This window comes from Pedobacter sp. B4-66, assembly GCF_018492665.1.
In the GTDB taxonomy this organism is placed as follows: Bacteria; Bacteroidota; Bacteroidia; order Sphingobacteriales; family Sphingobacteriaceae; genus Pedobacter.
This window is the reverse complement of sequence record NZ_JAFVME010000001.1, coordinates 286,710-300,471: the sequence shown is the minus strand read 5'-3', so window position 1 is coordinate 300,471 and position 13,762 is coordinate 286,710. Positions and strand designations below refer to the sequence as shown.

11 protein-coding genes are annotated in these 13,762 nt (G+C 36.9%); 10 read left to right on the top strand and 1 reads right to left on the bottom strand.

The features are described 5' to 3' along the window. The first annotated feature begins 244 nt into the window (after positions 1-244). The 8 genes from J1905_RS01175 (at position 245) to J1905_RS01140 (ending at position 9,384) form a co-directional block, all read left to right on the top strand. Positions 245-3,388, top strand: coding sequence for a TonB-dependent receptor (locus J1905_RS01175; protein WP_214225317.1), 3,144 nt, complete (start codon positions 245-247; stop codon positions 3,386-3,388). Positions 3,389-3,835: 447 nt separating this feature from the next. Beyond that, on the top strand, positions 3,836-4,054 hold the full coding sequence (locus J1905_RS01170; protein WP_214225315.1) for a hypothetical protein: 219 nt from the start codon (positions 3,836-3,838) through the stop codon (positions 4,052-4,054). Between the two features lie 135 nt (positions 4,055-4,189). Continuing rightward, the gene (locus J1905_RS01165; RefSeq protein WP_214225314.1) at positions 4,190-5,047 is read left to right on the top strand and encodes a ThuA domain-containing protein; all 858 of its coding nucleotides are present in this window, start codon (positions 4,190-4,192) and stop codon (positions 5,045-5,047) included. 97 nt (positions 5,048-5,144) lie between these two features. Further along, positions 5,145-5,705, top strand: coding sequence for a DUF6904 family protein (locus tag J1905_RS01160; RefSeq protein WP_214225312.1), 561 nt, complete (start codon positions 5,145-5,147; stop codon positions 5,703-5,705). Further along, positions 5,692-6,486 carry an SDR family NAD(P)-dependent oxidoreductase gene (locus J1905_RS01155; protein ID WP_214225311.1) on the top strand — a complete coding sequence of 265 codons (795 nt, stop codon included), beginning with the start codon at positions 5,692-5,694 and terminating at the stop codon, positions 6,484-6,486. Before J1905_RS01160 ends, J1905_RS01155 begins: the two co-directional genes overlap by 14 nt. 15 nt (positions 6,487-6,501) lie before the next feature. Next, entirely contained in the window at positions 6,502-7,485 is a 984-nt protein-coding gene (locus tag J1905_RS01150) for an NAD-dependent epimerase/dehydratase family protein (RefSeq protein WP_214225310.1), read from the top strand. A gap of 37 nt (positions 7,486-7,522) precedes the next feature. After that, positions 7,523-8,614: a sensor histidine kinase gene (locus tag J1905_RS01145; protein WP_250317955.1), complete on the top strand. Its 1,092-nt coding sequence runs from the start codon at positions 7,523-7,525 to the stop codon at positions 8,612-8,614. Positions 8,615-8,616: 2 nt separating this feature from the next. Continuing rightward, positions 8,617-9,384 carry a LytR/AlgR family response regulator transcription factor gene (locus J1905_RS01140; protein WP_214225306.1) on the top strand — a complete coding sequence of 256 codons (768 nt, stop codon included), beginning with the start codon at positions 8,617-8,619 and terminating at the stop codon, positions 9,382-9,384. Positions 9,385-9,386: 2 nt separating this feature from the next. On the opposite strand, the gene J1905_RS01135 is transcribed toward J1905_RS01140, so the two are convergent. After that, positions 9,387-10,826, bottom strand: coding sequence for an aminotransferase-like domain-containing protein (locus J1905_RS01135; protein ID WP_214225305.1), 1,440 nt, complete (start codon positions 10,824-10,826; stop codon positions 9,387-9,389). A gap of 95 nt (positions 10,827-10,921) precedes the next feature. Between J1905_RS01135 and J1905_RS01130 the strand changes: the two genes are divergently transcribed. Together J1905_RS01130 and J1905_RS01125 are read left to right on the top strand one after the other, a co-directional pair. Next, positions 10,922-11,428 carry a GNAT family N-acetyltransferase gene (locus J1905_RS01130; RefSeq protein WP_214225304.1) on the top strand — a complete coding sequence of 169 codons (507 nt, stop codon included), beginning with the start codon at positions 10,922-10,924 and terminating at the stop codon, positions 11,426-11,428. Positions 11,429-11,514: 86 nt separating this feature from the next. Continuing rightward, positions 11,515-13,677, top strand: coding sequence for a S46 family peptidase (locus J1905_RS01125; protein ID WP_214225302.1), 2,163 nt, complete (start codon positions 11,515-11,517; stop codon positions 13,675-13,677). The last annotated feature ends 85 nt before the right edge of the window (positions 13,678-13,762 follow it).

Genomic DNA, 13,762 nt, shown 5'->3' with positions numbered 1-13,762 from the left:
GAGCAAGTGATTTAATCGAATGAAATATTAAGAGATGGTAATGTTGAAGTGTCAGTTGAATTATAACTGGAAAACAATCGACTGATAAACTGTTGGTTATATATTTAATTCCTGTGTTAAATGTTGAAAAATTCTGACATATTTAATAATTATTTAACATGAAAAATAAAGTCAGCATTAAATTAATATTTAAATTTGCCGATATCACTAATTTTTAGTGTTATTCATAAAAAAACAAAACAATATGAAGAAATCTTTACTATTCAAGATGGTAGTAATCGTTTTAGCATTTTTAGGGTCTATTTCTGCAGTAAATGCACAAGTAACCACATCTGCTATGACGGGTACAGTCAAAGACTCTAAAGGAGCTTTGCCAGGTGCAAGTGTTAAAGCTATACATGTTCCTACAGGTACTGTATATTCTGTTTCTACAAACAACGACGGCAGATTTAGCATTGCAAACATGAGACCAGGGGGGCCATACACTATTGAAGTAAACTATGTAGGCTTTCAAAAAGAAACTGCATCTGATGTTTATTTAAAGTTAGGTGATCCTTATACATTAAACGTTGTATTAAGTGATGACAGCAAAAGTCTTGAAGAAGTAGTAGTATCTGGTAAAAAAGATGCAACTATGAACAGCAAGAGAACTGGTGCGGCAACAACCATTTCGAAAGAGCAAATCCAAAATCTACCTACTTTAAGCCGTAGCTTACAGGATTTTACGCGTTTAACGCCTCAGGCAAACGGTAACTCTTTCTCTGGATCAAGTACTCGTTTCAACAGCATCAACATTGATGGTGCTATGAACAATGACATCTTCGGTATCGCAGGTTCTCCGGCACCAGGTGGTTTAGCAAAAACTCAACCTATTTCACTTGACGCAGTTCAGGAGATTCAAGTTGTTTTAGCTCCTTACGATGTGAGCTATGGTAACTTTACAGGTGGTGGTATTAATGCTATTACACGTTCAGGAACAAATAACGTAGAAGGATCAGCTTACTTTTTTGGTAGAAACCAAAAATTAGTAGGTAAAAACTTTGCAGGAGAAAAAGCTAACGACTTTTACAGAACTCAATACGGTTTCCGTTTAGGTGCTCCAATTGTTAAAAACAAACTATTCTTCTTTGTGAATGCTGAGCAAACAAGAGATAAAGTTCCTACATCATTTAATGTTGGCGATGCAAATGCAATGCTTTCTTCATCTGATGCTAATGCATTAGCTGATTTTGTTCAAAAAACATATGGCTACAATGTTGGTAGCTTTGATAAAATTGATCAGGAAACTAAAAGTGATAAGATTTTTGCACGTTTAGATTGGAATATCAACAGCAAAAACCAATTAACTTTACGTCATAACTATATTAAAGCATCGGATGATAACCTTAGCAGAAGCCCTTCTTTCTTCCGTTTAGGAAATAATGGATATAAATTCGAGAACAGTCAAAACATCAGTGTATTAGAGTTAAGATCTCAAATAAACTCTAACTTATCAAACAACCTTATTGTAGGTTATTCAAGAATCAGAGATTCACGTGCTACAAATGGCTCTTTATTCCCACAAGTTGAAATTCAAAACTGGGGTGGACAAGCTGGAAGCACGCTTCAATTCGGTTCAGAAAGAAGCTCTACAGCAAACTCACTTGATCAGGATGTTATCGAATTTACTGACAACTTAAAACTATTAGCGGGTAACCATACTTTCACGTTAGGTACACACAATGAGTTTTTCAAATTCAGTAACTTGTTTGTAAACAACTATAGAGGTCGCTACCGTTTTGATAATCTTGATGATTTCTATAACGACAAACCAAAAAATATCGACGTTACTTATCCTTCAGTTGCCGGTACTCTTCCGCCTGCAGCATTTAAAGCAGCTCAATTAGGGTTTTATTTCCAGGACGAAATTCAGGTTGATCCTACTTTCAGATTAACTGCAGGTTTAAGATTAGATGTTCCTTTATTCTTTGATAAACCAGCTAATAACCCGGCCGTTGCAGCTTCGTTCCCAGGTTACGGAACAAGTAACTTACCAAGTGGACAAATCTTAGTTTCTCCTCGTATCGGATTTAACTGGGATGCTACTGGTGACAGAACAATTCAAGTACGTGGTGGTAGTGGATTATTTACCGGTCGTGCTCCATTTGTATGGTTCTCTAACCAATATGGAAATACTGGTTTAGATTATAAATCTATTGCATTATCTGGAACTGCAGCTAACAATGCAGGTTTTGAGCCTGATCCAAACAAACAGTCTACAGTTGGCTCAGCTGGAAATACTTACCAGGTTAACTTAATGAGCCCTAGATTCAGAGTGCCTCAGGTATTCCGTACCAACTTAGCAGCCGATTTTAAATTACCTGCAGGTATGGTAGGTACTTTAGAAGGTATTTACTCTAAAACTGTAAATAACGTTCTTTACAAAGATCTAAATGTTAAAGCAAAAGGTACAACAATTAGCTCTGCATTGAGTAACGGAGCAGATTTACGTCCAGCTTATGCTAACAAAGTAGATCCAACTTATACTGGTGCTTATCTTTTAGACAATACAAGCAAAGGTTATTCTTATAGTTTAACTGCCGAATTGAAGAAAAACTTCACTAATGGTTTATTTGCTACTGTAGCTTATAACTACGGTCAGTCTAAAGATGTAAACTCTGGTGCTAACAGTACAGCTCAATCTAACTGGGAGTTTGTTCAGATCGTTAACGATCCTAATAACCCAGATCTGGTTTATTCTAATCAAGATGTTCGTCATAGAATTTTAGGTAGCTTATCATACGCTGTTAACTATGGCCGTCAAAAAGCAAGTGGTACTACTTTCTCTATATTCTATGCAGGTACTTCGGGTACTCCTTTCACCTACCTATACAATGGTGATTTAAATGGTGACGGAGCTTTTGGTAACGATTTATTGTTTGTTCCTAGAACAATGAGCGATATCAATATGGTGAAACTTGATATTAAAGATGCAAAAGGTGCTGTTATTAAAAGCTATACCCCACAAGAGCAATGGGATGCATTAAATACCTACATCAACAACGATTCTTACCTTAAAACTATTAGAGGTCAGTATGCGAAAAGAAACGGTGCTCGTTTGCCTTGGCAACACCAAGTTGATTTACGTGTAATGCAAGATATCGGTACTATGATCGGTTCAACTAAAAACCGTTTACAACTATCGTTCGATGTATTTAACTTCACCAACTTATTAAATAAGAAATGGGGTCGTCAATACAGCTACAGTAACCAGGCTTATCAGTTGATTTCATATAATTCATCAGCAAAAGGATTCAATTTCTCTCCAACAACTCCTGGAAATACATCTACTGAATCTTTCGATTCAAGATGGCAAGGACAAATCGGAGTTAGATATTTGTTTAACTAACAAGGATTAATATCCAAATAAAAAGGCTCAAGCATCTTAAAAAATGTTTGAGCCTTTTTTGTTTACATCATTTAATTCAATTAAGTCAGGGTATTAACTGGCGCTTCGTCGTTTTTAGCCTGTTGATGTAATTAATAATTTAACTGTTACGAAATTAATAGAGGGATAAGGTAACGCTGATGTTATCCCACATTCAGCGCACGATGAATCCACCCTCAGTCCACCTTTTCTCTAGAAAAACGTGGACTGACTCCTAAGCCCAATTAGCTTCGTTTTTCCTCCCAATGGTTTACATATGCTTTAAATTTTTTCCTTTAAATAACAGAACCATTGGGCTAATAGTTAATTTTCAATCAAATAACAATTGGTTATATCATTCCTCTTTTTTTTGCGTTATACAACAAATAAGTTACAGTCGAGGTCCGAAAAATATAAGGAGGAATTGCCATGCCATTAGAAATTAGAGAATCAGAAAAACTACAAGTGACGACAAAGGAATTCTTTGATGAGCATTCTTTTGAAGAAATCCACGAGATGCTTGACAAACTTTATAGTGGATGGGCAGGCCATGCTGCAGTTCAGGTTGAAACTGAAGAAAGACTTAAAACACTGATATTTTTTGATGAACTAAAACAATTTTTTGAGAAAATTGAAGAGAGCAATTAGCATCTAAAAACAAGTTTTAATTCAACTACTCATAAATGTGATAAATGCCTCAATAGCTAATGCTAATTAAATTTAGTAATTTGGATTTGTAAGCCAATTCTTTTCAATAAAGTTAAGAATAAACGCCTCCAAATTGTGAACCGAACCTATTCCTTTTTATGTACTCAGGCTTTATTAAAAAGCGTGTTTGTATGCAGCATATTTTGCTTCCTTTTCCTTTTTTCAAATGCCCAGAGTGGTAGTCCTAAATTTAAAGTAATTGCATTTTATACCGGTAAAAACGATCAGGCACATATAAGCTATGTTCATGAAGCCAATAAATGGTTCCCAAAAATGGGCGTAAAGTATAATTTCAGCTATGATTCTACCAGTAACTGGGATAATCTTAATGCAGATTTCCTTTCCAAGTATCAGGTTGTACTCTTTTTAGATACCAGACCAGACAAGCCGGAACAACGTGAAGCCTTCGAAAATTATATGAAACATGGAGGCGCATGGATGGGCTTTCACTTTTCTGCTTTTGCATTATCACCTTCAGATTTTCCAGAAAATTGGGATTGGTACCATAATAAGTTCCTTGGCTCTGGGGCTTATGGTAGCAATACGTGGCGACCAACATCTGCCATTCTTAAGGTAGAAGATAAAAACCACCCTGCCACTAAGAACTTGCCTCAAACATTTAAGACGGCTCCTAATGAGTGGTATAAATGGTCAAATGATCTTACTAAGAACCCTGATATTAAAATACTATTGTCTATAGATAGCAGTAGTTTTCCGCTAGGAACTGGGCCTAAAGCTTACGAAATTTGGCATAGCGGATATTATCCGGTAGTGTGGACAAATACAAAGTATAAAATGATTTATGTGAATATGGGGCATAACGATATTGATTATGAGCATCCACCACATAACAAAGAGTTATCATTCACATTTGATAATGAAATTCAGAATAAACTAATCATCAATAGCTTAATTTGGCTCGGTAGTAAATAAGTACAACTCAAGGCGAAATATCTACGCTTCATCAGTTATTTGTCTTTTCTTAATCTGCATATCTACAGCTTTGTACAGATAAGTAATAAGCTGATTTATGTTAACAGGATGTCTTTTTAATAATGGAGCTGGAGTAAAGATACTTGGCGATACTTCTGATTTGATTTCATTGCACAGAACGGTGCATAAAGTAACCATGCTAATTGTTGATTACGAGTTGGAAGATACAGAAGTTTCAACTCTGTTGGTCGATTTTTTAGAGTGTCTGGAAAAGGCTTATACGGGCGTCGCTCTTCGCGAAGAAAAAGTAATTCATAAGAATAGGGTTGTGTGCTACGGTTTAGAAATCAGTTGGATAGAGCTGTTGATGGTTAGCAACTTGCTAAGGTATTTGGCCGATTATGTGGTAACAGATGAACTGGATGAAATCAACATGCGATTGTTGGAATATATTACCCGGAAAACAATAGCTACGGTTAGCGAAGAAGAGTATCAGATTATCAGTAATTATTTAGGGAAAAGGTTCTCTTGCGTAAACATTAAACAGTTTATAAAGAGTTTTAGTTGTAATGTGCAGGGTTTAAGAAAGAGAAGTGTGTATGGTAATCTTAATTGTTTAATGGCCATTGTTGATCTTAAACAAGATGAAAAGCACTAGATATACATTGATAACCGGGGCCAGTTCAGGTTTGGGAAAAGAGTTTTCTGTTCAATGTGCGGCCATGGGTAGGAATATTATTATGGTTGCGCTGCCGGGGAGCAATATGGCTTCTATTGCTGAGAGTCTTGCTCTTGAATATAAAATTGATGCTAGGGTATTTGAATTTGACATTACCGATGGCATTTTGCTTATAGAAAAATTGAATCATATTATTGAAAATTTTGAGGTCGACTTTTTAATTAACAATGCCGGCATTGGTGGTACTGCTTCTATTACGGAGAGCTCTTTAGAGGCAATGGATAGAATTTTGCAGGTTAACATCCGGAGTATGGTGTCAATAACTCAAATGCTTTTGCCTCATTTGCTAAAGCATCAAAAAAGCTATATCCTAAATGTTTCAAGCATGGCTGCTTTTACTCCGATAGCTTATAAAACAGTGTACCCTGCATCAAAGGCATTTATTTCTTCGTTTTCGTTGGGTTTAAGAGAAGAATTGCTTGATACCAATTTGTCGGTTAGCGTGGTTTACCCTGGGCCAATAATGACAAATTCAGGCGTATCTACAAGGATAATGGGGCAAGGTGCAAAAGGAAGAATTGGATTGTTAACAACCTCCGAAATTGTTCGCATTGCGCTGAAACAAACAAAGCATAATAAGGCCATAATTATTCCGGGGTTTTGGAATAAGATAAATCATAGGCTGATGGGAATTTTACCCTTAGAAACAAAGCTTAGAATAGTATCCCGCGCGGTAAAAAAGGAAATAGCAATTAAATAAAAATCCGAAAGAATAATGAGAGCTTTAATAACGGGAGGCAATGGTTTTTTAGGTTCTAACGTTGCCCGTGAATTGTTTAGGCGCGGCTATGAGGTGAAGCTCATGATGAGAAGCACAGCTGATGCCAGTGTAGTGGCAGATATTCCTTGCGAGATTTATCATGGCGATATCAGCGACGCGCAGGAGGTATTAATGGCTGTAAAAGGATGTGATTATGTGGTGCATACGGCATCTATAACACAACAATGGGCGGTAACTTTTAAGGAGTATGAGTTAATTAATGTACAGGGAACTATAAATGTGGTAAATGCTTGTTTGCAGCATAATGTAAAAAAGCTGATCCATGTTAGTACGGCCAATACTATTGGCCCGGGTAATAGGGTTAAGCCTGCTAATGAGTTAAATTCTTTTACGTTGCTTCACGTAAATTCAGGGTATATCAACAGTAAATATATAGCTCAACAGTATGTTCTGGAGCAGATTGAGCGTAAGAATCTGCAGGCAATTATTGTTAATCCGACTTTTATGATTGGGCAATATGATGTAAAGCCAAGTTCCGGAAAAATCATACTGCATGGCATAAATAAGAGGCTTGTTTTTTATCCGCCGGGAGGTAAAAACTTTGTACACATAAATGATGTATGCACTGGAATAGCAAATGCATTGGAAAGGGGCAAAATAGGCGATTGCTATTTGCTGGCCGGAGAGAATTTAACCTATAAAGAGTTTTTTGAGTTGTTAAATGGGGTAGCAGGACAAGATCCTACGATGGTTCGTATCCCTCAATTGGTTTTAAAAATGATAGGAATAATGGGTACATTGGTTGGAGTATTAAGCAAAACATCTGGTAAGTTGACTTATTCTTCGGCTTATATGCTGTGTTTATACAACTACTATTCTGGCAAAAAATCTGAAAGGGAGTTATTCGTAAAATATACTCCAATAGATAAAGCTATTAGGAGTGCATTAACATGGTTTAAAGAGAATAATTACTGCTAATGCTATGTTAATTGGTTTTATAATAATGCTGTTAAGGATGAATCCTGCCAAGGCTGAACAGATTTTTCAGAACAAATACTTCAAATACGGTTTAAGAATATTGGTGCTTTATACTTTTAGTCTGATATTTAAATCTTTTGACCTGACGTTTCCGCACGAGATTGGTTCGTTCTTATTTAGAGGACAGGCTTTTAGTGTATTGTACATTATTTTCGGATTGATTGCATGGGAGGGGGCAGTGTGGCTCTCAAAGTACATCGAAAGGAATGTTTTTAATAAAAGTGTTTCTTCCAAGCTGTTGTTTCTGTGTATCAGTTTGCTGTTGTATGGTTTGCTGATCTCTTATTTGTTTGGCCTTTGTTACTCGGTATTTGACATCGTTTTATTTAAAAAATATGAAGCCTGGAATCAGTTTGTAGCTTTTAGCTACGATTTAAACTTTGGTACTTTCATTTTCTATCTGCTATTGCTTGCTTACAATGGGGTAGTGCTTTATTATAAAAACTGGAAAGAATCGCAGTTGAATGCCGAGCGGCTAATGCGCGAGAATATACAGGCCAAATACGATGTATTGAAAAGTCAGATAGATCCTCATTTTTTCTTTAATTCACTCAGTGTGCTTACCAATTTAGTGTATAAAAGTCCGGATTTGTCGGCCGAGTATATTACTCAGTTGGCTAAAAGCTACAGGTATATACTGGATAAGAAATTTGATAATCTGGTAACCATTAAAACGGAGCTGGAGTTTTTAGAGTCTTACTCTTTTCTAATAAGAATAAGGCATCAGAGCAGTATAGAGTTCCATATAAACATTAGCGAGGAGGTACAATGTACAGGAATGGTGCCGCCGGCAACCTTACAAATGCTGGTAGAGAACGCAGTAAAGCATAACCGTTTTTCGGCTAATGATCCTCTGCGTATTTGTATTAAGGATGAGGACGACTATCTGGTTGTTTCCAATGATTTAAGGAAACGTGCCAGTATTCAGAATTCTATTGGTGTTGGCCTTGATAATATTAGCAAAAGGTATGAGTTAACAAGTGATAAAAGAATTACAGTAACCGAAACAAAAGATACATTTACAGTGCGTGTACCAATAATACGTAATTATGAGGACTATAATATTTGATTATGAAGATTGTAATATTTGAGGACGAAAGGCATAATGCCGAAAGATTGATTCAGCTTCTGCAAAAGTGTTTGCCTCAAATTGATGTGGTGGCTATAATTGAATCTGTTGAGGATGGAGTTAAATGGTTCGACAATCAGGCTAATAAAGCTGATTTGATATTTATGGACATTCAGCTGTCGGATGGTAATTGTTTTGAGCTGTTTGAAAGGAGGGATGTTCAGATTCCTATCGTTTTTACTACCGCGTATGATAGTTTTGCTTTGCAGGCATTTAAGGTTTATAGTGTTGACTATTTGATGAAGCCAATTGATATAAAAGACCTTAAACGAGCTATCGAGAAATATGAATATTTTAAGCTTCCGGCAAACTCCGGGGTTAATATTTCTAAAATTGCAGAAGAGTTTTCAAAGCGTGAAAACACGCGTTTTATAGGGAAAATCAACAATCAGCTTATTTATGTTAAGGCGAAAGATATTGCACATATTTACTTTGCCGATGGGCTAATCTGGGCCACCACAATGACGGATCAGAGGATTCCCTTGGATTATTCTTTAGATCAGATTGAGAAAATGTTGGATAAGAATCTGTTTTTTAGGATTAACCGGAAACTGATTATTCATATAGATGCGATTAAAAAAATTACAACCTATTATAATAGCCGGTTTATTTTGCAATTGCAACCGGCAGTTGATGTAGAAGCGATTATTAGTAGGGAACGGGTTAGTGGTTTTAAGGCCTGGCTTGAGGGACAGACTATTTCTCCATAGTGCTATCCCTTGTTAATCAGTATTCCTAGTAGCTTAATTTTCTTTTCTAACTCATCGCTCCATGGCAGTCCAAAGCTTAATCTTAAGCAATTATCGAACTGTTGTTTCAAGCTAAACATTCTTCCGGGAGCAATACTTATGTTGTGTTTTATTGCACGTTCATATAAATCGAGCGTATTGATGTCTTTATCGAGTTCAACCCATAAAAAATAGCCGCCTTCTGGTCTGCTTACGCATGTGCTTTCCGGGAAGTAATTGGCAATAGCACGGCTATACTTCATACTGTTGTTGTGGAGTATCTGGCGTATTTTTCTTAAATGGTTCTCGTAGCGACCATTCTTTAAAAAGTCGGCAACAACTTCGGAAGTGATTGTGGTAGAGGAAATAGAGTGACTCAGTTTTAATCTCAATACTTGATCTTTAAACTTTCCAGGGGCAACCCAGCCAACTCTGTAGCCCGGAGCTAGTGTTTTAGATATGGAATTGCAGTAAAGCACCATTCCACTTTCATCGTATGTTTTGCAAGTGGTAGGTCTGTTGCTGCCAAAATAAAGATCGCCATAAAGATCATCTTCAATTAAGGGCACATTAAAGTGCTCCAGTAATTTAACTACTTCTTTTTTATGTTCATTAGGCATAGAAGCGCCGCAAGGGTTGTTAAAGTTGCTAATCAACAGACATACCTTGATTTTATTCATTGTTAAAGCCTTTTTTAAAGCTTCAAGTTCTATTCCTGTGGTTGCATTTGTAGGGAGTTCCAAAACATTTAACCCCATGGTTTGGGTAAGCTGAAGGATGCCAAAATAAGCGGGGCTTTCAACAGCTACCGTGTCGCCGGGTTTGGTTAATGCGTGTAAACAGTAAGCAACGGCGTTCATGCAACCGGAGGTAGTTATGATATCTGTATCGTCAAGATCGCCACCCCAGGAGAGCGACCATTTAGCAATCTCTCTTCTTAGCTTATCGTTCCCTTGCACATGATCGTAAGCAGTTCCGCTACCGTCCAATGTTCTCATGGCTTGCAACATTCCCTTGTTTAACTTTGCAATAGGAAGGAGGCTTTTGTCGGGCACTCCTAATGAAAGCAGCGTTACATTAGGGTTTTCGCTATCCTTATGAACCCTAGTAATCAGGTCATCCTGATTACGCAGCGTAGCCTCGGCAGAGGGGTTGCTTGTTCCGGGTACAGCTAAACGTTTTTTAGGAGGAACGGAAACGTAATAACCAGATCTGGGCCTTGTTTCAATCAATGATCGGCTTTCTAACTCATAATAGGCTTGCGTAACTGTACTCATATTATGGCCAAGTTCTCGGCAAAGCATTCTTACAGAAGGTAGTTTGTCGCCTGCTTTTAGAACCTCGCTCATGATTTGTTTCTCAATGCGGGCAGCTATTTGAAGGTATAAGTAAGGCTCTGATTTAGGTTGTTGCTTTATTTCCATAGGTTACGGCTGTATTGGTCGAATTTAATAAAATTGTATCTGTGTTGGTGTAATTATATTGTTCAATTTTGTTTTATTATTTTAAGAGTACACATATGACTATTTTACACAGCACCCAGAACGATTTAGATTCTATTTTTAAGATCTATGATGATGCTACCGAGTATCAGAAGAAACAAACTATTAATTATTGGAAGGGCTTTGAAAGATCGCTTGTTAAAAGAGAGATTGAAGAACAGAGACAGTACAAAATTATAGTGGATGGTGTGATTGCCTGTGTTTTTGTAATCACTTATAGTGATCCGTTAATTTGGAAAGAAAAAGATGCTGATCCTTCAATTTATATTCATCGTATAGCAACCAATCCATCATTTAGGGGTAGTTCTTTTGTTAAGCAAATTGTAGAATGGGCTAAAGGGCACGCAAAAGAAACCGGTAAGGAGTTTGTAAGAATGGATACTACCGCCGGTAATGACAAGCTGAATAACTACTATTTTAACTGTGGTTTTGAGGATAAAGGGATTACGGTAATGGGATTTGAAGAGGAGTTGCCTTTGCACTACAGAGGAGGGAGCCTTAATCTGTTCGAAATTAAGTTGTAATCGCTGATTGTCACTTTATAGATTGGGGTTGTCGTTTTGTGCTGATATTGATTAACTTTACCGCATCACTAACTAATTATTTTTTCATGAAAAAAACAGTATACCTGCTGTTGTTTGCATTGGTGTTTTCCTTTGTAAACACTGTAAAAGCAGATGAAGGGATGTGGATCCCAATGCTGATAGGTAAAAACTATGAGCAAATGAAGAAGCAGGGCTTTAAATTGACTGCCAAAGACCTGTATAATGCGAACGGATCTAGCTTAAAGGATGCTATTGTTCATTTCGGTGGCTTCTGTACAGGAGAAATCGTATCTGATAAGGGTTTGATCTTTACCAATCACCATTGTGGTTATGATGCAATTGCATCAAATTCAACTGCGCAAAACAATATCCTTGATAATGGTTTTTATGCTAAAAACTATGGCGAAGAGAAGCCAATTGATGGATTGTTTGTTCGTTTTCTTCAAAAAATGGAAGATGTAACTGCACAGGTAAATGAAGCTACTAAAGGTTTAAAGGGAGCAGAGAAGTCTTCGAAAATGCTTGAAGTATTTAGTGCAATTTCAAAAGCAGCTGTTACAGGGCCTACAATTGAGGCCAATGTAAAGGACTTTTACAAGTCTAACCAGTTCATCCTTTTTGTTTACGAGCGTTTTGATGATGTTCGTTTAGTAGGTGCTCCGCCACAAAATATTGGTAAATACGGTGGTGATACTGACAACTGGGAATGGCCTCGTCAGACAGGAGATTTTTCTGTGTTTAGGGTTTATTCTTCTAAAAACAATGCTCCTGCAAAATACTCACCAGAAAATGTTCCATTTAAACCAAAGAAATTTTTACCGGTATCTATTAAAGGGGTAAAGAATGGTGATTTCTCAATTGTTTATGGATACCCTGGTCGTACAGATAGATATTTAACTTCTTACGGAGTTGATTTGGCTACTGAAAAAGTAAGTCCTACTATCGTTAAACTTCGTGATATTCGCCTTAAAGCGTGGAAAGCGGAGATGGATAAAAGTATTGAAACACGCTTAAAATTGTCTTCTAAATATGCTAACATCGCAAATTATTGGAAGTATTATATCGGTCAGACTGAGCAATTGAAACGCTTAAAAGTTGCTGAATCTAAAAGAAAAGACGAAAAAGCATTTACGGAATGGGCTGCTCAAAAAACTGAGTTTGCCGGTTTAATGGAGCAATATGATCAGATTTATAAAAGCATTGATCCGATATCTATTCAACGTACTTACATTAATGAAGGTTTCTTAGCTTCTGCATGGGTTCCAAATGCCATTTCAATTGGTCGTGGCTGGAATGCGGTAGCGCAAAAGAAAGGTGATGATGCTTTTGCTGCTCAGGTAAAAGCTGGTGCTGTTAAAGCTATCGATACTTATCAGGAAACTTATAATGAGACTGCTGATAAAAAGATTTTTGCACAGATTTTAGCTTCATTCTATAATGATGTTCCTGTAAAATCTCAGCCTAAGTTCTTTAGTGAAATTGCTGAGAAATATTGGTCGGGAAATCCTGAAGCTACTTTCCAAAAGTATGCGGACTACCTTTGGGAGAATAGTAATTTTATTAAGCCAGAGAAATTGAAAGCATTTATTGCTTCTAACCCTTCTCTTGATGCGATTAAAAATGATCCAGGGTATAAGTATGCAGTTAATCTTTATCTTCCTGATTATGTGAAGACTAACTTCGGTTCTGTAGTTGCTGATTTTGAAAGTAAAAAAGAGGAATTGGATAACTTATATCTTAAAGCAATTCTAGAGAAAAATGCAGGGAAATTAATGTATCCTGATGCGAATTCAACAATGCGCTTGAGTTATGGTAATGTGCAGGATTATTCTCCAAAGGATGGTATTGTTTATAAAACTACTACCACTATTGATGGGGTAATGCAGAAATATATTCCTGGCGACAGTGAGTTTGATTTGCCAGCTAACCTGATCGAGAATTATAACAAAAAGAACTTTGGTCAGTACGGTAATGATGGAACTTTAACGGTTGGCTTTATTACTAATAATGACATCACCGGTGGTAACTCTGGTTCGCCTGTTATTAATGGTAAAGGTGAGTTGATCGGTTTGGCATTTGATGGTAACTGGGAAGCAATGAGCGGTGATATCGCTTTTGATAAGCAGTTTAAACGTACGATATGTGTTGATGTGCGCTATGTGTTATGGTGTATTGATGTGCTTGGTGGTGCTAAGAACTTGATTGACGAACTTGATTTGAGAAAGTAAAGGGAAAAAAAATATTCACTCTTCTCATCCTCGAATCTTTGCTGAATGGCAAAAATTCGCATGTCTTAAAAGAGGAATAATTTTT